Source organism: Micromonospora sp. NPDC049139 (genome assembly GCF_055586845.1).
Genome location: NZ_JBVJHK010000043.1, coordinates 1 through 20702 on the forward strand (window position 1 = coordinate 1; position 20702 = coordinate 20702).

Below are 20702 nucleotides of genomic sequence, written 5' to 3' on the forward strand. Positions count from 1 at the left end.
CTGACCGTCGCTGAGATCCGCCGGCTCCTCAACGCCTTCGTCCTCACCGCACCGCTATCACCAGCGCACACCCTGCACTGGTCAACCTGGCGACGGAAATCCCAAGCCCGAGCCCGACGATCCCACTACCAGCGCAGACAGGCAAAGTGACGTTGGAGTACTAGGCGAGACCGAATCAGGGCGGCGTTGGCTCTGGTCTAGGAGCGGAAGTCGAACCGGGCCGCCGGATGCGCGGCGGTGATCCGGTCCCGGACCGCCTCGGGCAGCCGGTTGTATCCGAGGTCGACCGCCGCCAGCTCGGGCAGCTCGTCGAACTCCGTTGGCAGGTCCTCGAGCTTGTTGAAGGACAGGTCCACGACGCGCAGCCGGCGGAACGCCCCGATCCCGGCGAGGTGTTCGGCCCGCAGCTCGCCGCGGTCCTTGTCCGGGCCCCACCGGTCGATCCGCAGCTCCTCCAGCGCGCCCAGCGTCATGCCGAACAGCTGCCGCAGCACGGAGTGCGCCGGCTGCACCGGGTGCGGGCCGATCCGCCCGCTGAAGCCGAGCACCCGCAGGGCGGGCAGTTGGCCGAGGTCCGGCAGCGGGACCGTGACCAGGCCAAGGCTGTCGCCGAGGTCGAGCTCCTCGAGGCCGGTCAGCCGGAGCAGCCTGTCCGGGATCGCGTCGAAGTAGTTGCGGCTCAGGTCGAGGCGGCGCAGGTTCGGGAAGGTCGTGACGGCGTCGGGGAAGATTTTCAGGTACCCGCCGCCGCCGGCCGCCATGGACACCTCCTCGATGCCGGTCAGGCCGTGCGCGGACTCCGGGAACACGAGGTTGGTCCCGTCGGCGACCAGCCGCCGCAGCCCGACCAGGCCACCGAAGGAGTCCGGCAGCACCAGCGGCGCCACCCCGGGCACGTTCCGCCACGGGGTCGACCGCACCGGGCCGCCCGACATCGCGGAGATGTCCAGCTCCTCCAGCCCGGCGAGCCGGCCGACGGCCGCCGGCAGGGCGAGGGCGTCCCCGTCCCCGATCTTGTTGCCGGCCAGCCGCAGCACCCGGAGCGCAGCCAGATCGCCGATCGAGTCGGGCAGGGCGGTCAGCCCGCAGTGGCACACCGACAGGTGCTCGAGCCGGATGAGTTTGCCGATCGCCTCGGGCAGTTCGCCGATCCGGTTGCCGTCCAGCACCAGGGTGCGCAGCCACGGCATTCGCAGCACCTCGGCGGGGAACCTTCGCAGGTCGCGCCCGGTCAGGTCGAGGTGCTCGACCCGGTCGGCCACCGCGCCGGACAAGTGGTCGCGCGCCCGTTCGGACGCGATCCGGGCTCCGGGCCGCAGCACCGGCAGCCCGGCCCGCAGCCGGTCCAGGAACACGTCGAGCATCAGCTCCTGCTCGTCGGCGTCCACGACCTCGGGCACGAAGGCGTCGACGATGGCCTGCCCGGCGAAGTCAGCGTCCTCGGAGTCGCCGTAGTTGTCCACCAGGCGCGCGCCCGGGGCGGTCACGACGACCGGGTGGTCACGCTCGATCACCCACGGCGTGTCGACGGTACCGGCCTGGAGGGTACCCTCGCTGTGCTCGCCGTACACGAAGTGGGTGAAGGCGCCGTCGTGGATGGAGATCTCCGACCCGCCGCCCTCCAGGGTCTCGGCCTCCGTGCGACCGGCGACGTAGAGCCCGGGGTGCTCGTCGTACAGCGCGATCCGCCCGGTGACCGTCAGATCGCCGGTGACCACGATCAGCTCGACGGCGTCCTCGCGGTCCGCGGCGGACATCTCGCGGACGGCGTCCAGGAAGTCCCCGTCGAGGGTCAGGTCGCCGTCGAAGAACAGCGTGCCGCCGTAGTTGCCGTCGAACGCGGCGGACAACGCGCCGCCCAGGCGGGTATCGGCATCGTCGAAGGACGTGAACACGTAGGTCGCGGGCGTCGCCACGCGGGTGATCATAGGGTACGCCCGCGCCAGCCGTGCGCACAGTCTATTGTGGAGCGAAGGGTCGAGCCCTCCAACCGGGCGGCCTCCCGGGGGTTAGACGGGCATCTTGTCCAGCAGATGCGCCTGCTCGCCGGCCACCGCCGCGTGCAGCATCGCGTGCATACGCATCCGCGCCGCCCGGCGCACGCTGGCCACCTGGTCCCGCAGCGTCGTCACACCCGGCAGCAGCACCCGCCGGGTCCGCAGCCATGCCACCGCCGCGTAGAACAACACCTTCGGTTGATCACCCGTCGTCCACGCCTGCTGATCCACCCACTCCAGTAACGCCGCCTCCGAGTCGGCGTAGCCGGTGAACCCGTACACCTCGCAGATCTCCCACTGGTGCTCGAACCGGGTCTTCTCTCGCTCCAGGTACGCCTGCGGTGGCGCTTGATCGTGCGGCCATCCCACTCGTAGAACGCCAGGTCAGTCGCTTCCGTCCTGATCTGGCGGGCAACGAACTCCACCGCCTCCGGATGCAGGTCAGCTCGGCCACGCGGGAACCTGCCGAACCGGCCGTAGAACCGCAGCAGCAACGCGAACCCGAGGCGCGTCTCGGCGTGCTTGCCCACCACGAGATCCAGCTCGGCGGGCACGAGCGTCCAGTGCTCAACCAGCTCGCCGATGTTGAGGGGAGATCGACTCACAACGGTCAATCATCGCGGTAGCGACCTTGCAACACAGCCCTCAACCGAAGATCAACTATTTGGCCCCTGGTCGCAAGATCCTTACCAACACCCCTAGGTCTACGGGCTCGGCGACCTGTGCGCTGACGTGGCCGCCAGAATCCGGCACCGGCTCGGGCGTTGCTGAGACATCCTGAGCCGCACTTCGGGATCATCGATGAATGCAGGTGTTCTCGGCTTCCCGCCCGGAGTTGATTCATCCGTTCAACCGGGCTGCACCCGGCGCAGATCCACCGGCTGGTGCGCCTGGTCGCTCGCCGTGGCGGGGACGCGATAGCCGACGGGCGCCCGGTACACCCCTGGGCCCTGACGCTGCCGGACCGGGTTCTGCTGGTCGCCGTGTACTGGCGCACGAACCTGACCATGCGTCAACTCGGCCCATTGTTCGGAGTCTCGCACTCCGCCGCCCACCAGGTCATCGACACGGCCGGACCCTTGCTCGCGCTGGCACCGGTACGCCGCCGGCCGAAAGACCAGATCGCGATCGTGGACGGCACCCTGATCCCGACCCGCGACCACCGACTGGCCGCACAGAGCAAGAACTACCGATACTCGACCAACCTGCAAGTCGCGATCGACGCGAACACCCGCCTGGTCATCGCCTTGGGTGACGCAACCGGGTCTGTCAAACGAACGGTGTAACTCGGGTTATTGAGAGTTACTTGCGGCCTGCGGTCAGGCGGCCTTCGAACGTCATCTCGAAGGCGTTCAGGGCGGGTTTCCAGCGCATGGTCCACCGCCGGCGGCCCTGCCCGGTCGGGTCGAGGCTCATCACCGCGAGGTAGACGCATTTGAGGGCGGCGCCCTCGTTCGGGAAGTGGCCGCGGGCCCGGACGGCTCGGCGGATGCGGGCGTTGACGGACTCGATGGCGTTGGTGGAGCAGATGACGGTGCGGATCTCGGCGTCGAAGGCCAGGAACGGGACGAACTCCGCCCACGCCTGCTCCCACAGTCGAATGATCGCCGGGTACTTTGTGCCCCACGCCTGCGCGAACTCGGCGAAGCGTTCCCGGGCGGCGGCCTCGGTCGCTGCCGTGTAGACCGGTTTCAACGCCTTGGCGATGGCGTCCCAGTGCTGCCGGCTGGCATAGCGGAACGACGCCCGCAGCAGGTGGATGATGCAGGTCTGCACGACCGCCTCGGGCCAGGTCTGCCCGATCGCGTCCGGCAGACCCTTGAGCCCGTCGCAGACCACCATGCACGCGTCGGTGACACCCCGGTTCTTCAACTCGGTGAGCACGCTGAGCCAGAACTTCGCGCCCTCACCGCCGTCGCCGGCCCACAGTCCGAGGATGTCCCGGTTGCCGTCGACCGTGACGGCCAAGGCCACATAGATCGACCTGTTCGCGACCTTGCCGTCGCGGATCTTGACGTGCACCGCGTCGAGGAAGATCACCGGGTAGACCGGGTCGAGGGGCCGTTTCTGCCACTCGGTCATCCCGTCGACGACCTTGTCGGTGATCGTGGAGATCGTCTGCCGGGACACGTCCGTGCCATACACCTCGGACAGGTGGGCCTGGATCTCCCCGGTCGTCAATCCCTTTGCCGACAAGGCAATCACCATGTCCTCGACCCCGGACAACCGGCGCTGACGCTTCCGCACGATCTGCGGTTCGAACGTGCCGTCGCGGTCGCGGGGCACCTCGATCTGCACCGGGCCGACCTCGGTCAGCACCGTCTTGCCCCGCACCCGTTGCGAGAGTTTCCACCGTTCTTCCCTGCCGGGTCGCCCTTGTCATAGCCCAGGTGATCGGTGATCTCACCGTCCAGAGCGGCTTCCAGAACCCGCTTGGTCAGCTGCTGCAGCAGCCCGCCCTCACCGGTGAGCTGCAGACCCGCCGCACGAGCCTGTTCCACCACCTGGGCGACGAGCTGATCGTCGACCCCGTCTCCCACCGGCCGCGCCGGTCCACGCTTCGCCACCTGGTCAGTATCGACCTCGGTGATCACGACATCCGTCATCAAGTGCTGCTCCTTGATCAGGAGTTACACCGTTCGTTTTACAGTCCCTACAGAAGGTTGAAAGATCAGGGTTACGGCGGTTCGGGGTCGAGGGGCAGGCCGGTGTGAGCGAGAAAGCTGGTCAGGAGGTCGGGGCGGTACTGGATGCGCTTGAGCCGGTTCTGCACCACAGCGGCGAGCTGGTCCACGCCGGTCACGGCGAGGTTGCGAGGCTGCGTTTGACGTGTGACCAGACGTCTTCGGTCGGGTTGAGGTCAGGGGCATAGGCAGGCAGCTGGATCGCGTGGAGCCAGTCCCGGGCCGCGGCCAGTTCGCGCATCGCGGCGCTGACGTGGGTGTTGAGGTTGTCCCAGATCAGCACGATCGGCGCCTTGAGGTACTGGTGAGCGGCATCGAGCAGGGCGAGTAGTCGGTCTCGGCGAAGCTGCGCCGCTCGCCCTTGCGGGGACGGTGGACGCGTCGGAACGCCCTCGGTACCACCTCCAACAACTCCTCGGCGTCCGCCACACGCCAGCGCCCCGACATGACGTCAGCGTCAGCCACGACCGCCTGCCACGTTCGCGGGTGATCGGGGCCGCTGACGGACTCGTGGTGGTCAGCGGCTCCCGATCACTCGACGTGTCAGCGCACGTCGTACGCGCGCGTGATGGTCTGGGAGACCTTGGCTCCCTTCGCATCGGTGAGCTCGACGCGCAGGCTGACCTGCTTGCCGGAGTCACCGGAGTGGTCCACAACGAGGTCCGCCCCGGAGGACGTCAGGCGCGTCGTGCCCTGGACCCAGGTGATGCCGCCGTCCGTCGAGGTCCACACCCTGGCGGACTCGATGGCACTCGCCGGGTAGCCCGGGTTCGCCTGGACCCTGGCCGGGATCGTCACCGACCCAGCGGCGACCATCTTGAGCCCGTCGCCGGGCAGGTCGAGACGCGGAAGGAGCATCGGCAGCGGGCGGCTGTAGACGTCGGGCTCCTCGTGCGAGTCGAACGTCCACGACGTCTGGATCAACGTCGAGCGCTTCCAGAACTTCGCCGGCGCCCCGATCTTCTCCGTGGTCAACGTCAGCTCGTAGGTCGAGTCCTCTGACGGGACCTTGAAGACGTCGTAGGGGTAGATGCTCTTACCCACGGTGACACCGTTGCGCTTGAGCTCGAGCTTGCCCAGGTCGCCGAAGCCGCCGGCGTCGGCCCAGTGCCCTGCGCTGTCGGCCCAGATCGTCGGAGCGACACCGATGAGCTCACCCTGCCGCTCACCGATCATCTGCGGCACGCCGTCGTTGTTGTTCCGGACACCCGGTGCGAGGATCCCGCCGTGCCACGAGTCGGTGACCTCCCGGCCGGGCCTGAAGGTCCGGAAACGGTCGCTCATGACCTCGCCGAACGGGAGGCTCGAGATGACGGACTTGTACCACTGGGTGCCATCGGCGTTGAGATACTCCATCCGGGTGTTCGGCACGGCGAGGGGGTCGACTCCACCGATGCCGAAGGTGACGGTGCTCGGACGTCTGGCCGCCGTCATGTCACCGAAGTCGGTCGCGGCACCCATGCTCGAGTACGTCGTGTTGATCCGACCCAGGGAGGAGTCGGCCACGACGTGCTTCTGGGCCGTGACGAGCTGGCCGTCGGAGAAGAAGCCCAGCGTGTAGGCGTACCGGCTTTTCGCCTGCGCCGACCATGTGATGGTCACCGGACCTGCCGCGAGCTCAGCGCCGAGCGCGGCGCCCTCGCTGGTGGACAGGCTGTAGACGGGCAGTGGCGTGGCGTTGAAGCCGGCGGCCGGGAGCCACGTGCCGGGGTCGTCGCGGTAGACGAGCAGTGCCTTGGCGCCTGCGGCCGCGGCCCTCGTCTGGATTGGGAAGTCGCTGCCGCCCGGGATGTGAGCCACGGCCACCTTGCCCGCGACGCTCACGGCCGCGAAGTCGGCAGCGGTGCCTGCTCCGACCGAGACGGCCTCCGCAGTACCCTGCCCGTCGAGGTTGCCGACCCCAGGGCGCGGCGAGAGCGGGTGCAGGGCCAGCCCGCCGGACGTCGTCATGGACGAGACGAGCGGGGTGATCCTCCGGCTCCAGTGCCCGAACTCGAACGATCCGTCACCGTTGGCCACCTTGCCGGTGATCTGAGCGTAGATCTCGCGCGTCCCAGGACCGATGTTCAGCGTCCCCGCGTGCAGCCAGTTGTTCGGCCACTGCCGCTCGAAGGTGAGTGTCGTCGAGCGAAGCTCGCTGGGCTGCTCCGTCGAGACCGTGAGCGGGTGCGCCTGGCGGGCGTCGAGGACGAACGACGTGTCCTTGTCGATCGTCACCTCTGGACGGGCAAGGTACGCCACCGACGCCGGAGCCGACGGGTTCACCGCCCCAGGAGTAGGCGTTACCGCGAACGACGTGAGGAAGTAACGACCCGGGCGGACCGTGTAGGTCTGCACCTTTCCGCTGACGAAGCGCCGCTCCCCCTTGGACGTGTCGGTGTTGACGAAGTCGACCGACGACACACCGGCGGCAAGGTTCCCCTTGCGGTCGATGACGGACACCGTGACCGTCACCGACGGGGCGGTGGCGTAGAGGTTGAAGGCGGTCGAGACCCGCTGGCTGCCGTCGGTCGCGACGATGCGGGCGGTGATGTCGCCGAGCGAGCTGTCGGGGATGTTCGCGCCAAGCTGGACCGTCACCGGGACCACGACGCTCGCCCGCGCCGGGACGACCACGTGCTGCGGCAGCTTGAGCAGGGGCGTGTTGACCGGTCGGCCGTCGTTACCGGTGACCCGCTCGACGGAGAGGCGCAGGTCGACAGGAGCGTTCCCACGGTTGGTGTACGTCAGGCTCTTCGCCTCGTAGGCCTTGGTCTGCGGGTAGGCGAAGGCCCCCCCGTAGACGCTGGACTGCCCGGTGACCGTCTGGGAGAGCATCCGCGCGATGTCGAGACGACCCGCGCCGACCTCCTGTGCGGCTCCGGCGACGGTCGGGTCCGCCGAGGAGGTGAGCAGGTCCTTCAGCTGCGCACCGGTGAAGGTGGGGTTCGTCTCCTTGGCGATGGCGGCGGCGCCGGCGACGTGCGGCGTGGCCATCGACGTGCCGGACATCGTCTGGTAGGCGTACAGGCCGCGACCGCCGGCGGCGGCTGCCAGGATCCCCACGCCGGGTGCGGCGATCTCCGGCTTCAGGACGTGGGTGCCGCCCACCGGGCCGCGGCTGGAGAACTGCGCGGTCGCGTTGGTGGAGTCCACGGCGCCGACGGTGAGCGCGGACGTGGCGCAGCCCGGGCTCGAGACCGTGTTCTGGGACGAGCCGATGTTGCCGGCCGCGATGACGAACAGGCTGCGGCTGGAGCCGGAGAGCTCGTTGACGGCCTGGGAAATTGGGTCGTCACAGGTCCTGGTCGGCTGGACGCTACCCAGGCTCATGGAGACGACGTCGGCGTTGTTCGCCACGGCCCACTGCATGCCAGCGATGATCTGGGACTCGAAGCCGGCGCCCGAGTCGTCGAGGACCTTGCCGATGAGCAGGTCCGCACCCGGGGCGACACCACGCTCCTTGCCACCGCTCGCAGCTCCGGTGCCGGCGACCGTGGACGCGACATGCGTGCCGTGCCCGACGCGGTCGTCGGTGCCAGTCGCGGACCCGGTGAAGTCCTTGCTCGCCTTGATGCGGCCGATGAGGTCGGAGTGACCCGCGTCGACCCCGGTGTCGAGGACGGCCACGGTGCTGCCGGCACCGTCGAGTCCGGCCTGCCAGGCGACGGGCGCGCCGACCTGCGCGGTCGAGTCGGCGAGTGTCGCACGCAACGCGCGGTCGAGCCAGAGCTTGGCCAGACCGTTGCCAGCGCCCGAGCTCGCGTCGGTCAACTCCGCCCAGGCCGCCTGGACGTCCGACTTGTCAACGGCGTACGACAGCGAGTTGACCGAGGTCAGAGCGCTGCTGTCGCTGGCCCCGGTCGGCGTGGGCGTCGAGTCGGTGACCGTCCGGCTGCCGTCGTCATACTCGGCGATGACCCGGATCGCGTCGGCGTGGGCGTCGTCGAAGCCCTGGTCGACGAGGCCGGTCACGTTGAAGAGCTCGCGGTCGACGAGGTCTGCCGCGAGAGCCTGCGCCGCGGTGGCGGGGAAGACGTAGAGGTTGTCACCGTCGCGGAGCGTCTCGTGGTCGGGGACCGTACCGTCGTCTCCGGGCAGCATCTGGGCGATCGGCTGGCCGTCCGCCGCGCGGGTGAGCCGGACCCGGTCGCCGGAGATGAGCGTCACCGTCGCCGACTGCTGGGCCTGAGCGTGCTCGGCCGACCCGACGATGGGCCGGGGCTCGCCTGCGGCCGATGCTGCGGGGACTGATGGGGAGAGTGCGGCCGCGATGGCGAGAACGCCAGCGGAAGCTAGGGTACGACGACGCCAAGTGCGGCGCATGGGGCCTCCGTGGGAACGAGGCGGGCACGAAACCCGGATGTGGGACGACGCAGCACCGGTAGGACGTCCACGCCGCTGCCGACCCCTGGGTGGTGGTGGGGCCGGCGCCAAGGAGCAGAGTGCCGACCGAGGCCCGCCTCGGGGAACCTGGGCGGGCAGGCGAAGAATCGACATGTCGTGTTCTCGACAGCCGGCATGCGCGATGGTCGCACCCGAGCGGAGGTCTGAAGGGAGTGGTCGGTGACCCTGGAGCTCGATCTCAGCGCTCTTGGCCTGACAGCTGCACAGGAGCGGGAGTACCAATCCCTCGTCGTCGACGGGGGTGGCACCGTGGACATGCTCGCGGCACGGTGGCAACGCCCCGTCGACGAGGTGCTCGGGGTCCTCGGCTCGCTGCGCGACCTCGGGCTCGTCGAGGTGGCGACGTTCGAGGGCGACGTGCGCAGATGGTTTCCGACGGCCCCGGATGTCGCGTTGCAGGGGTTGCTCAACTCGCGTCGGCACGCCTTGTCGGTGGCGGAGACGTCGGTGGTGGCGCTAACCGAGATGTTCCGCCGCGATCTCAACCATGCCGACGTCGGCGACCTGGTCGAGGTCGTGCTGGGAGCTGACGCGGTCCGTCGGCGGTTCCTCCAGCTCGAGCTCGGCGCTCGCGAGGAGGTCTGCACCTTCGTCGACGCCCGCCCTGTCGCGGTGAGTCCCGAGGAGAACACGGCGGAAGCGCAGGCGCTCGACCGCGGCGTGACGTTTCGCGTCGTCATCGAACGCGCGGCCTTCGAGGATGACACGACGGTTGCTGAGGCACGGGAGGCACTCGGTGCGAATGCCCTGATCCGCGCCGTCCCCAAGGTGCCCACCAAGTTGCTCGTGACCGACGGGGTCGTGGCCATGGCCCCGCTCTCGGTCCGGGGCTACGCAGCGGCCGCCGTGGTCATCAGGGCCCCGAGCCTCGTCCACTCGCTGGTGACCCTGTTCGAGTCCGTCTGGGCGGCGGGCATCCCCATAGTCCTCGACCCGGAAAAGGGTCTCGTGGACGGCCCCGCTGCTGGCCCGGACCCAGACGACCTCGCGCTCCTCTCGCTCATGCTCAGTGGTCTCACCGACGAAGTGGTCGGCAAGCAGTTGGGGATGAGCGGCCGTAGCGTCCAGCGCCGCCTCAGGGCGCTCATGGACTTCACCGGCTCGACGTCGCGCATGCAGCTCGGCTGGGAGGCGTCTGAACGCGGCTGGGTCACTCGTCGCTCCTTCGACTCCTGAACAGCAAGTTGCCGGCAACGACAGCCCGGCGGCCGAGCCCAGGAACGACTCCAGCACGGGTACGAAGTCGCCGGCCGACAGCCCGTGCAGATACAGCAACGGCAACACCCGACCCGCCGAGCCCGCCCGCACGGCTGAGGTAACAGATGTTGCGAGTGGCCGAATCCCATGAACCACTGCATCACTATCCCTCTATATCGATGCCGATGGCAGCAACGTTGTGTGTGGGGAGGGACCTGATGCAAAACTCTGTCCGGATAGTCGACAGCGCCGGGAGAGCTTCTTCCAGTTCTCGCAAACTCAACAGGTCACATGGCTTCCGGGCGCATTGTGTACAGTTACGCTGAAGGGTATTCCATTCAGCGTTCGGGCGGTCATTTCGAGCTCGGGAAGGTCTATCCCTGCCCGCACTTCATGGCTGCCCGAACCGCTGTGGGACCCGGTTTTCAAGCCCTCCTACGCCTGGCAGAACGCCTTTCCACTGCCTCGCCGGCTGCCACGAACGTCGCGCTACCGTCGCGGCGCCACGGCGAGGAAGGTCATGCGGGTGCGCGGGTGGCCCGGATGAAGCGGGCGCCCCACTCCTGGACGTGCGCGGCGAACTCCGGCGGCCCCAGGACCTCGAACTCGGCGCCCACGTTGCCCAGTGCCTGGGTTGGCCAGTCGAGGGAGGTCGAGGTCATGGTGAGCTGGCAGCTGTCCTGATCGAGTGGCTCGATCGTGCCCCAGCGGCCGACCACCTGCCGCACCCGCGAGGAGGGCGCGTGCACAAGGACCTCGACCGTGTACGGAGCCGGGGCCCCGCTCGCTGCCTGGACGAGGGCCACGGCGTCCTCGGCCGGGAGCAGGCGCGGCCGGAAGCGCGTGCCGGTAGCCGTCGGCTCGGTCAGCCGGTCGAGGCGGAAACTGCGCCAGTCGTGCCGACCCAGGTCGTAGGCCACCAGGTACCAGCGTCCGCCGAGTGCGACGACGCGGTGCGGCTCGACCTCGCGCTCAGTGGGTGCGGAGCCCCTGGCCGTGTAGCCGAACCGCAGCCGCTCCTCGTCCCGGCAAGCCTGGGCGACTGCGGTGAGCACCCCCGCCGCGACGACCGGCCCGGGCACGACAGCGGAGAGGGTCATCGCCCGCAGGGCGTCCACCCTGGCCCGCAGCCGGGGCGGCAGGACCCGCACCACCTTGGTGAGTGCGCGCAGAGATGCCTCCTCCATCCCCGCGATCCCGCTCTGCGCCGCGTCGCCGATGCCCACCGCGAGGGCCACCGCCTCCTCGTCGTCCAGCAGCAGCGGCGGCAGGACGGCGCCGGGCGCGAGCTGGTAGCCACCGTCGGTGCCGCGGGCCGCGCTGACCGGGTAGCCGAGCTCGCGCAGCCGCTCGACATCGCGGCGCAGCGTCCGCTCGGAGACCCCGAGCCGGTCGGCCAGTTCCAGGCCGGACCAGTGCCGGTGGGTCTGCAGCAGCGAGAGCAGTCTCAGGGTCCGTGAGCTGGTGTTCGCCATGGCGACATCCTGCCTCGACTTCCGGTCAGAAACTGGCCGGAACTATCCCTAGAGTCGATCTCGACGGTCACACCCGAGGTAAGGACAGAAGATGATCACACGTGAGATCCAGCTGACTGCCCAGATCACCGGCACCCCCACGCTCGAACATTTCACCGTCGCCAAGACCGAGGTGGACGGCGAGGTCCTGGTACGCACCGACCAGATCGGGCTCGCCGCGACCTACCTGGAGCTGATGCGGGCAGACTGCACCATTCCGGTCCCGGCCTGGCAGCCGGGGCAGCGGGTAGGGGTGGCCGCCATCGGCACCGTGGTCCGATCCGACAGCCCCGAACTCGAGGCCGGCGACCTGGTCCAGTCGATGACCGGCTGGAGCGAGTACTCGGCCGGCCCGGCCGGCTCGTACCTCAAGCTCAGCCGCGAGCTCTTCGCCGATCCCGGCTACTACCTCGGCCAGGGACCGACCGCCTACTACGGGATGGCCGAGGTAGCGGCCGTCGGCGACGGCGACGTGGTCTTCGTCTCCGGCGCGGCGGGCGGGGTCGGCTCGCTGGCCGGGCAGATCGCCAAGTGCCTTGGCGCGGCGCGGGTGATCGGCAGCGCCGGCAGCCCGGCGAAGGCCGACTACTTGGTGAACGAGCTTGGCTATGACGCCGCCTTCGACTACCACGACGGCTCGACGGCCGACCGGCTCAAGGAAGTCGCGCCCGAAGGCATCTCGGTCTTCTTCGACGTCGTGGGCGGCGAGCAGTACCAGGGCGCGCTCCAGGCGGCCCGGCCCGGAGCACGCTTCGCCCTCTGCGGCTCACTGTCCAGCCAGCTCGGCGACGCGGCGCAGCGCTTTCCGCAGCCCGACCGCGCGGCGGCCGAGGCCAAGGGCGTCGAGCTGCTGCCGTTCTCCTGCTACCACACGCCCGATCAGATCGCGGCCTGGCGCGAGCACTTCAGCAGCTGGCTGGGCGAGGGCCGCTTCGTCTACCCGCAGACAGTCGTCGAGGGCGGGATCGAGGACGTGCCGCAGGCGTTCCTCTCCCTGCTGCAGGGTTCCTACCAGGGCAATGTCTCGGTGCGGCTGCCGTGACCACACTCTCCCTCCGGGCCCTGAAGGGCGCTGATGGACCGCCAGTTCCTGCTGGGGCGCAACGATCGCACCCCGCTGGAGGTGATCGGGCGACTGGTTGCGCTGCAGGCACAGGAGCCCAACTGGGCCTATGTCGGGCTGTGGAGCAGGATCCACGCCCTCACGCAGTCCGAGCTCATCGCCCTGCTGGAGTACCGGGCAGGTGGTACCGGTTGAGACCGATGCGAGGGCTGCGAACGGACAAGACAGCACAGGTCATCATCGCCGGCCACGCCTTCATGCAGAACCTCCGACGCGGACACTACGAACTCGCCGTCGACGCCCCGCCCGCTCTGCGGGTCGCTACCGCATTCACCGAACTCGCTTGGGCGATCTGACCGCAGACCTCCACACCGGGGTTCAATACGTCCGCCAATCCCACAACGCAACGGTGTCGGTCAGGCCCCTTACGATCTTGTGCGCCCGAAGGGACTCGAACCCCTAACCTTCTGATCCGATAGGGACGGTGGTCGGAACGGGTCCACCGACACTGAGGGTCAGGGCTTGCGGGCGACGCCGGCCCAATAGTAGGCCGCATGCGGGTCGTCCGGTCCGGCGTCATCGGGCCGCCACGCCATGACGGGCACGATGCCCGGCTCGATCAACTCCCACCCGTCGAAGAACCGCTCCACCTCGGCGCGCGTGCGCGGCACCAGCGTCATGTGGCCCTGATTGGCGGCGGCCACCGCCGCGCCCATCTCTGAGGGGTTGAAGTCCTGCGTCGGATGGGTGATGGCCAGGTAGCTGCCAGAGGGCAAGGCCCGCGTTATGGTACGCAGCCTCTCCCCCGGCTCGTCCTCGTCGCGCAACAGCATGAGCACCGCGATGAGCGTAAGCGCCACGGGCCGGCTCAGGTCTAGCGTGCCAGTGAGGCGGTCGGCGAGGATCGTCTCCGGCCGGCGCAGGTCGGCGTGGATGTACTCACTGCGCCCCTCCTCGCTGCTAATCATCAGCGCCCGGGCGTGCGCCAACACGATGGGATCGTTGTCCACGTACACCACCCGGGTCTCGGGCGCCAGCGCCTGGGCGACCTCATGCAGGTTCGGCCGGGTGGGGATGCCGGTGCCGATGTCGAGAAACTGGCGGATTCCGGCCTCGGCCACCAGGTAGCGGGCCACCCGGTGGACGAACCGCCGGTTCTCGGCGGCCATCATCCGCAGGGTGGGGATCGCCTCGATCAACGCGGCGCCCACCGCCCGGTCGACAGCGAAATTGTCCTTTCCACCGAGCCACCAGTCGTAGACCCGAGCCGAATGCGGTACGGAGACGTCCACACCGGTGGGCGGGACATCCTCAGTTCGGCTTCCGGCGGAACGCGTCACGGTCGACTCCCTCAAAGAGCCGGGATGGACGTGCGTAGCCTAGATGACGTCCGCCCGCCCCGCGATCCGGTCCAATTCGGATGATGACGGCACTTCGGCAGGTCAGACCCTTCATGATCTTGCGCGCCCGAAGGGACTCGAATCGAACGCCCAACCTTCCGATCCCCGGGTGAGGGGGACAGGCTGACTGCGGCCAGATTTCCGCAGTCGACCTGGATCTGCGACCGAAGGCGGTCACACCTGCCGTCGCGGGCCAGCAGGCAATAGCCGTGTCGCCTGCTGCCCCAGCCGATGGCGCGCCCGCCACAGGCACCGTTGGCGGCGAGGAGCTTGAAGCAGCCGCGATGCTCAGCATCTCCGTCAGCCACCTCGACCGGCTCTACCGCGAGCGCGACAGCAACGGCTTCCCCGAGCGCGCGGCCGACGGCCGCACATGGCGCCGCCAGGACATCGCCAAATACGAACTGCCACGCGAACAGGCCAGGCGCAGCGCGCGTGACAGCGTCGACCGCTCCGGGGCCCCGGACGAACTGGTGGGCAAAGCGGAAGCCGCCAGAGTGCTCGGCTACAGCACCGCCAACGCCCTACCCAGTCGGATGCTGGAGCGCGCCGATGAGCAGTCAACAGGCCCAAAGGGGCGCTACCGCCGCAAGTAGAGGCGCGAAGCGCTGTGGGCCATCCTGGACGAGCAGGGCAGCACACCACCTCACCCCTGATCTGCTCAGCTGGCCCTCGGCGTAGGACTGCGGTCGACCCCGACCGATCACCCCACTCCCGCTCACCGCAGCGCCCGGCCCTGGCGGGCCGGGTTAACCGGAAGCGGCCTCCGGCCGTAAAGAGCAGGCCGACCGGCTCCGCCGTCAAGTCGAGCGGGCAGAGACCAGCCCCACCGCCCTCGCCTGACCTCGTCAACCGGCGATGCCCAGTCCAGCGTGGAACCGCACCAATCGGGTCTTGTACTCCCCGAAGGTCGGTCAGGCCTGTTCGATCAGGTGGTCGAGTTCCGCAGCGCGATCCCGGCTCGGCCCGCGATACGTGGTGACGGCCTCCCCGATCGAGCAGGTCGCAAGGTCAGCCCGCGAACTGCCACGCAATCGCCGGTCCGGGTCGTCGACAGGTCACAGGTCCGCGCTCCGCGCGGCGGGCTTCCCACAGGTTGATCGGCACCCGGCGTTGCTACCGGTGTGCAGCGGCCTGAGCAGCGCCGCGCCGAGGCCGCTGAGTAGGGCTACGTGCTTTACCTCCTGCCCATTGGCGGCCGCCGAACGTGCACGGTCGTTGGCGGCCGCCTCGGCTGGCCGGGTCAATCGTCGCGAGAGCAACCGTTCGCCAGGTGCAGGTGGTAAGGAGGTGGGGCCTGCGGGCGCCTGGCGAGAAGAGGCGGACCGGTTCTGAACCGGCGCGACGGATCGTCGCAGAGGGAACGCCGGATCAGTAATTCACCGAGTAGGTGAACCAAGCAGCGATCCGAGCGTTGCGTCGGGCTCGTGACGACGGGACGGCCACTCGATCAGGCTCGCCGGCCGATCACGTACATGCGCAGGCGTTGCAGTGGCGGCAGGAGGCCGTAGATGACGATCGGCACCGCGAGGGTGGCCAGGACGAGGGTGCGCAGCACCGTCGGTGTGTCCCGGAGCAGGTCGCCGAGTAGCAGTTGCAGGACGGTGAGCGTGGGGAAGACGGCCAGCCAGATCATCAGGGCCATGTGATGGCGGGGCGGCGGCCCGGCGCGCATCGGCGGGCGGGCGATCGGGTCCTCAGACATGGTGAGTGCTCCTCCAGTATTTGATGGTTGTGGGTTCAGAGACCGTGACGGCGGTCGGCGAGGACGGCCTCGGTGACTTGCCGTTCCAGTGCGGCCGAGAACGGGCGGGCGTCCGCGATGGCGCGCTGGACGTCCTGCTCGACCAGGTCGGCGTGCAGGGCGATGGCGGCGGCCGATCCGGCGCCGGCAGCGGTGATGACCTGGGCGCGCGGGTCGACGGCGTTGCCCGCAGCCCAGACACCGGGCACGCTGGTGCGGCCCCTCTCGTCGACGACCACCCAGCCGTTGCCGTCCACCTGGCAGCCCAGGCCGGTTAGCAGGCCGTTGCTCGGCACGAACCGGGGCCGGACGAAGATCGCCGCCGGGGCGACAACGCTTCCCCGGTCCAGTTCGACGCCGGCGAGCCGGTCACGGTCGATCACGAGCCGCGCCACCGTGCCTTCGACGATGCGGATACCGCGGGCGGTCAGCCGCTTCCGCTCGTCCGGGCTTAGGTCGTGGGTGTGCGCGAAGAAGGCGACGTCGGGCGACCACTGCCGCACCAGCAGCGCGTGCTGCACCGCGTCCACCGTGCCGCCCAGCACACCAAGCGGCCGGTCACGGACCTCGTAGCCATGGCAGTACGGGCAGTGCAGCACGTCCCGGCCCCACCGCTCGGCCAGGCCCGGGATCGCGGGCAGGTCGTCGCGCAGGCCGGTGGCCACGAGGACGCGCCGGGCGCTCAGCGCTGCTGCGGTGGCCAGGTGGACCCGGAAGCCGCGTTCGATGCCGACCACGGTGTCGTCGATGAAACGACCGCCGTACCCGGCGACCTCGGCCCGACCGGCGGTAAGCAGATCGTGCGGCGGTATGCCGTCGCGGGACAGGAATCCGTGCAGGTGGGTGGCAGGCGCGTTGCGGGGCAGGCCGGCGTCCACGACCGCGACCCGGCGCCTGGCTCGGGCCAGCACCAGGGCGGCGTTCAATCCGGCGGGCCCGCCGCCCACCACCACGACGTCATACTCGTTCATGGCGCCCAGGCTGCTCCGAGAGTCCGTAGGCGGCAACTATTGTTGCCATTTCCGGGAAGAGCGAGGTGGAATGGGGCCATGAATCACCCGCCCGCGATCGCCGCCGCCCTGACCGAGGTCGGCCCCCGCCTCAAACGCCTGCGCACCCAGCGCGGCGTCACCCTGACCGCGCTGGCCGAGGCCACCGGCATCTCCAAGAGCACCCTGTCCCGGTTGGAGGGCGGCCAACGCCGACCCAGCCTGGAACTCCTGCTGCCGATCGCCCATGCCCATCAGGTGCCACTGGAGGAATTCGTCGGCGCACCCGAGGTCGGCGACCCGCGGGTGCGCCTGGTCCCCCGCCGGGCGAACGGCCGCACGGTGCTACCGCTGACCCGGCAAGCCGGTTCGCTGCAGGCCTGGAAGGTGATCATCCCCGTAGACCAGACCGAGCCCGACTTACGCGTCCACGAGGGCTACGAATGGCTCTATGTGCTCTCCGGACGGCTCCGCCTCGTCCTGGCCGAGCACGACTTCGTGCTCCGCGCCGGCGAGGCGGCCGAGTTCGACACCCGGCTGCCGCACTGGTTCGGCAGCACCGGGGAACACCCCGTCGAGATCCTCAGCATCCTCGGCCGACAAGGCGAGCGCATGCACGTACGCGCCAAGCCCCGCGCCCCCAAGCCGGCAACTGACGGTGCACGACGTTGAGCGGTCAGGTCGGGCAGCGACGGGGGTATGGGCACAGGAGCCGGCAAGATCAGGTGCGCTCATCCAGCCACGATGAGGGCGCCCATCCCCCGGACCCGTCACTAGCGGTAATCAGAACTCATGCTCCGTAGTGGTCGTCGTGGTACTGGCCGCTGCCGGAGGTGAGGCTGCTGTTGGAGTAGTAACCGGTATCACTGGGGGTGCCAGCTCGCCGAGCTGACATTGCTGTGGGTTCTGCCGGCGCGCCGGTGCCCGTCCGAGGCGGGAATGAGCTGTGCGTTACTGGTCTGGTGCGGTGACGACGCAGTGCACACTCGCCTGGTGATAGGCAGTGTCCGACGGATCAATCTGGCCGTCGACATCGACGTCGACATGATTACGCCAGGAGATCAGTTGACCTGTCGATTCGCAGGGTCGACGCGCCGTCGTTCGGTTGTTGCTTACCGACTTGGGCTTGAGTTGCAACCGTCGCCGATCAAGCCTTGCGGCGCCATGCGCCGTCCGTGGAAAGCTCGTAGAGACAGTTACGGACACGAGCCGTGTCCGCCGTGCAGTCACCCTTTTCCCACTGCCCGCGCCCAGAGACATCCGGCGCTGAGTAGTGAGGATCATCAGGCAGGCTGATGGGCGTACACCCGATCGCCAACGTCGCGATCCCGCCGTCTGGTGCCCGTTCGTCGCCGGATTGATCACTCGGCCCTGCTCGTCGACGTACCGGGCGCGGTCTCCGATATCAGACGGCGCGAGACCCGGAACCGCATCCACGTAGGTGACAACTTGACCTGGCTGGACCCGGTCCTCCGCGCCTGCCGGCGAGGCAAGACCTGTGCCCCCGACCACCACACTTGTTGCGACCGCAACCCGCAAGATTGTCGCTGAAGCTACGGGCGGGCCTAAACGGCCCTCGACCGAGCAGAACAACTGGGACGAGAGAGCAGAACTGAGGTTGATCCGTCTCGACGGACGGCCAGCCCATTCAAGAAGCTCCGCCGCCTCAAGCCGCTGCCCGCACCGGGCCGCCAACACGGCGGGAACCTCGTCGCGCCAGACCAGCCGGAATCCGTCCGATGTAGGCCACGTCGGCGTCCAGGGCAGGTCTACCGAGTTTCACGTGATCGACAGGTCGTCGAGCTTCTGGTGATTGCTTTCCAGGTGTTCCCCGGCGAAGTCAAGCACCACTGGACAGTCAGCAAACCACTGCTCGTCATCGGGGTCCCAAGCACCGGCCAACTCCTAGGCCAGCTCAATGGCTGATCGAAGGCGTGGCCACCATGTCTCAACGCCGCGCTCCTCTTCTTCATATCCGGCCTGGCAGATCTCGCGATCCTGGCTACCAGCCTCGCCATCCTCGGCGTGGCCTCCTCCTCACGGGGCTCGCCATCGCGCTGCGGAAATAGGGACGGCATCGAGACAACCCGGAGTCCCTCGACCGCAAGTCAGCTCCGTGACAGACACATCTACATATGCCAAGCTAGGCAAGTGAAGCCCCGCCACAACCTCGGAACGCCTCGGAAGCCACCGACGGGTGCGCAATGACGGACGACACACCGATCAGTCACATCGTGCACCTGGTCAGATCCTTTGGAGACGACGCGACCGCACCGAGGGAGATCCAGTTCGGCAGACGACTGCGCCCTTCCGCTCTCGCCATTCTCTGGGTCCTGCTGGTCGCCGGCACGCTCAGCACAAGCCTCCTAGTCCTGTTCCTCTGGATAAGCGACTCGCCGGGGTGGTGGTTCAATCTGATCTTCACCCTCCTGCCGGCCTTCTTTTTGGCCGGGTGTGGAATGGCATTGACGGAATCGAGAAAGCTCTCACGCCGCGAGGCGCAGCTCGCCGAGCGGTGGCACGCGACACGGAACCACGCACGACCATCAGCGGGACGCGTCATCGACCGCACGGTGAGCCTTATGGAGCACGGGAGCGTGTCATCTTTTACCCTCACCGTCGACATCGAAGGGGCATCGCGCATCCGCGCACGCTGGTACCGCAGCAACCCGGAAAACGCAGACGCAACTCTCCTCCAGACCCAGATACCCGCAATCGGCTCTAAAGCACGTGTGTGGTCTGTCGGAGTACCAAACGACGACGAACCCCTGATCGTGGAAGCACTCGATGCCAGCATCGTGATCCCATGAGCGTGCTCTATCGACTTCTTCCACCAACCTCGCTGGGGGCGCGGCGGGGGCTGCGCTGCGCCCGGCCCCCGCACCGGGCGAGGATCGCAACCGGGCCAGCTACCAGCAGGTGCCGCCCGAGCCTCTGTGGGCTGCGCCCGGTCCCCGGCCGGGCGAGGATCGCAACGGTGCGACGATGGGCGCGGAGCCCGCGCTGACACCACCAGCGCAGCGAGTGGCGCCGGCCGGTTCTGGACGCAGGCTGGTCGCTGTGCGGGGTTCGGCGAGTTGCCTGGCAGCCGAGATCCGGGACAGCCGGTAGGTGCGGTCCGCGTCTGATCTTGTGGCCAGCAAGTAGCCCTGGTCCCGTACGGTGACCAGGCCGATCGGGTCCACGGTGCGCCACCTCGGGGTCTGGTCCACAGCCGCGTAGTGGATGCGCAGTCTGTGTCCGGCAAGTACCGCGCGCCGGACCTCAATCGTTGTCGCATCGGGCTGAGCAACCGACGGCCACGGCTCGTGGCGAGCTGCCGAAACTCCAGATCAGGCGAGTGCGGCTGAAGTACTAGTGTTCTGAGTCGTTAATTCGCCGGCAGTATGTGGCGAGGCTGTTGAGGATGTCGTCGGCGGTCCTGGTCCAGACAAACGGCTTGGGGTTGGCGTTCCATGCGTCGATCCAGGTGCGGACGTCGGCTTCGAGTTCGGCGAGGCTGCGGTGGCTGGATCGGCGGAGCTTGCGGTTGGTCAGTTCGGCGAACCACCGCTCGACGAGGTTGAGCCAGGATGCCGAGGTCGGTGTGAAGTGCAGGTGGAAGCGGGGATGCGCGGCCAGCCACCGCTGCAACGCCGGGGTCTTGTGGGTGGCGTAGTTGTCCAGGACCAGGTGTAGATCCATACCGGTGGGCGTGTTGGCGTCGATGACCTTCAGGAACTTGAGGA

The 20702-nt window shown here is 68.6% G+C and carries 17 protein-coding genes and 5 pseudogenes; 9 read left to right on the forward strand and 13 right to left on the reverse strand.

Annotated features, from left to right (window positions below):
* A pseudogene (locus ACZ6Q9_RS33600) lies at positions 1-150 on the forward strand (IS701 family transposase); the annotation flags it as partial.
* 47 nt (positions 151-197) lie between these two features.
* Here ACZ6Q9_RS33600 and ACZ6Q9_RS33605 read toward each other — a convergent pair.
* From ACZ6Q9_RS33605 to ACZ6Q9_RS33615, 3 genes and pseudogenes are all read right to left on the reverse strand, one after another.
* Positions 198-1916, reverse strand: coding sequence for a leucine-rich repeat domain-containing protein (locus ACZ6Q9_RS33605; RefSeq protein ID WP_396831313.1), 1719 nt, complete (start codon positions 1914-1916; stop codon positions 198-200).
* A gap of 93 nt (positions 1917-2009) precedes the next feature.
* The gene (locus tag ACZ6Q9_RS33610; protein WP_393270167.1) at positions 2010-2366 is read right to left on the reverse strand and encodes a DUF4158 domain-containing protein; all 357 of its coding nucleotides are present in this window, start codon (positions 2364-2366) and stop codon (positions 2010-2012) included.
* Positions 2367-2389: 23 nt separating this feature from the next.
* Positions 2390-2602: pseudogene (locus ACZ6Q9_RS33615) on the reverse strand (DUF4158 domain-containing protein); the annotation flags it as partial.
* Between the two features lie 200 nt (positions 2603-2802).
* On the opposite strand from ACZ6Q9_RS33615, the pseudogene ACZ6Q9_RS33620 reads away from it, so the two are divergent.
* Positions 2803-3253, forward strand: a pseudogene (locus ACZ6Q9_RS33620) (transposase family protein); the annotation flags it as partial.
* Between the two features lie 46 nt (positions 3254-3299).
* On the opposite strand, the pseudogene ACZ6Q9_RS33625 reads toward ACZ6Q9_RS33620, so the two are convergent.
* The 4 genes and pseudogenes from ACZ6Q9_RS33625 to ACZ6Q9_RS33640 form a co-directional block, all read right to left on the reverse strand.
* Positions 3300-4603, reverse strand: a pseudogene (locus ACZ6Q9_RS33625) (IS256 family transposase).
* A gap of 71 nt (positions 4604-4674) precedes the next feature.
* Positions 4675-4800, reverse strand: coding sequence for a hypothetical protein (locus tag ACZ6Q9_RS33630; RefSeq protein ID WP_393270170.1), 126 nt, complete (start codon positions 4798-4800; stop codon positions 4675-4677).
* Entirely contained in the window at positions 4797-5117 is a 321-nt protein-coding gene (locus ACZ6Q9_RS33635) for a transposase (RefSeq protein WP_466021476.1), read from the reverse strand. The genes ACZ6Q9_RS33630 and ACZ6Q9_RS33635 overlap by 4 nt, the downstream gene beginning before the upstream one ends.
* A 107-nt stretch (positions 5118-5224) precedes the next feature.
* Positions 5225-8830, reverse strand: coding sequence for a S8 family serine peptidase (locus ACZ6Q9_RS33640; protein ID WP_396831315.1), 3606 nt, complete (start codon positions 8828-8830; stop codon positions 5225-5227).
* Between the two features lie 396 nt (positions 8831-9226).
* On the opposite strand from ACZ6Q9_RS33640, the gene ACZ6Q9_RS33645 reads away from it, so the two are divergent.
* On the forward strand, positions 9227-10243 hold the full coding sequence (locus ACZ6Q9_RS33645; protein ID WP_396831330.1) for a TrmB family transcriptional regulator: 1017 nt from the start codon (positions 9227-9229) through the stop codon (positions 10241-10243).
* A gap of 539 nt (positions 10244-10782) precedes the next feature.
* Here ACZ6Q9_RS33645 and ACZ6Q9_RS33650 read toward each other — a convergent pair.
* Positions 10783-11739 carry a helix-turn-helix transcriptional regulator gene (locus ACZ6Q9_RS33650; RefSeq protein ID WP_396831317.1) on the reverse strand — a complete coding sequence of 319 codons (957 nt, stop codon included), beginning with the start codon at positions 11737-11739 and terminating at the stop codon, positions 10783-10785.
* 91 nt (positions 11740-11830) lie between these two features.
* Here ACZ6Q9_RS33650 and ACZ6Q9_RS33655 point away from each other — a divergent pair, with 91 nt between their 5' ends.
* The 3 genes and pseudogenes from ACZ6Q9_RS33655 to ACZ6Q9_RS33665 form a co-directional block, all read left to right on the forward strand.
* Positions 11831-12820, forward strand: a complete 990-nt coding sequence (locus ACZ6Q9_RS33655; protein WP_396831319.1) for an MDR family NADP-dependent oxidoreductase — start codon at positions 11831-11833, stop codon at positions 12818-12820.
* Positions 12821-12853: 33 nt separating this feature from the next.
* Positions 12854-13036: a DNA glycosylase AlkZ-like family protein gene (locus ACZ6Q9_RS33660; RefSeq protein ID WP_393270182.1), complete on the forward strand. Its 183-nt coding sequence runs from the start codon at positions 12854-12856 to the stop codon at positions 13034-13036.
* Positions 13030-13197 (forward strand): annotated as a pseudogene (locus ACZ6Q9_RS33665) (IS6 family transposase); the annotation flags it as partial. The gene ACZ6Q9_RS33660 and the pseudogene ACZ6Q9_RS33665, both read left to right, overlap by 7 nt.
* Positions 13198-13356: 159 nt before the next feature.
* Here ACZ6Q9_RS33665 and ACZ6Q9_RS33670 read toward each other — a convergent pair.
* Positions 13357-14181, reverse strand: a complete 825-nt coding sequence (locus ACZ6Q9_RS33670; RefSeq protein ID WP_396831321.1) for an SAM-dependent methyltransferase — start codon at positions 14179-14181, stop codon at positions 13357-13359.
* A 344-nt stretch (positions 14182-14525) separates the two neighbouring features.
* Between ACZ6Q9_RS33670 and ACZ6Q9_RS33675 the strand changes: the two genes are divergently transcribed.
* On the forward strand, positions 14526-14837 hold the full coding sequence (locus tag ACZ6Q9_RS33675) for a hypothetical protein (RefSeq protein WP_396831323.1): 312 nt from the start codon (positions 14526-14528) through the stop codon (positions 14835-14837).
* An 854-nt stretch (positions 14838-15691) separates the two neighbouring features.
* Here ACZ6Q9_RS33675 and ACZ6Q9_RS33680 read toward each other — a convergent pair.
* Both ACZ6Q9_RS33680 and ACZ6Q9_RS33685 read right to left on the reverse strand, forming a co-directional pair.
* Positions 15692-15946: a putative antibiotic biosynthesis monooxygenase gene (locus ACZ6Q9_RS33680; protein ID WP_393270192.1), complete on the reverse strand. Its 255-nt coding sequence runs from the start codon at positions 15944-15946 to the stop codon at positions 15692-15694.
* A 35-nt stretch (positions 15947-15981) separates the two neighbouring features.
* Complete coding sequence (locus ACZ6Q9_RS33685) at positions 15982-16956, reverse strand: NAD(P)/FAD-dependent oxidoreductase (RefSeq protein ID WP_393270194.1); 975 nt, start codon at positions 16954-16956, stop codon at positions 15982-15984.
* Between the two features lie 78 nt (positions 16957-17034).
* On the opposite strand from ACZ6Q9_RS33685, the gene ACZ6Q9_RS33690 reads away from it, so the two are divergent.
* Together ACZ6Q9_RS33690 and ACZ6Q9_RS33695 are read left to right on the forward strand one after the other, a co-directional pair.
* Positions 17035-17646 (forward strand): helix-turn-helix domain-containing protein, encoded by a 612-nt coding sequence (locus tag ACZ6Q9_RS33690; RefSeq protein WP_393270197.1) that lies wholly within the window; start codon positions 17035-17037, stop codon positions 17644-17646.
* A 1532-nt stretch (positions 17647-19178) separates the two neighbouring features.
* A complete protein-coding gene (locus ACZ6Q9_RS33695) occupies positions 19179-19784 on the forward strand; it encodes a hypothetical protein (RefSeq protein WP_396831326.1) in 606 nt (201 codons plus the stop codon).
* Positions 19785-19883: 99 nt separating this feature from the next.
* On the opposite strand, the gene ACZ6Q9_RS33700 is transcribed toward ACZ6Q9_RS33695, so the two are convergent.
* Complete coding sequence (locus ACZ6Q9_RS33700; RefSeq protein ID WP_396831328.1) at positions 19884-20243, reverse strand: WYL domain-containing protein; 360 nt, start codon at positions 20241-20243, stop codon at positions 19884-19886.
* A gap of 85 nt (positions 20244-20328) precedes the next feature.
* A partial coding sequence (locus ACZ6Q9_RS33705) for a transposase (RefSeq protein ID WP_396830796.1) occupies positions 20329-20702 on the reverse strand: 374 nt, incomplete at its 5' end.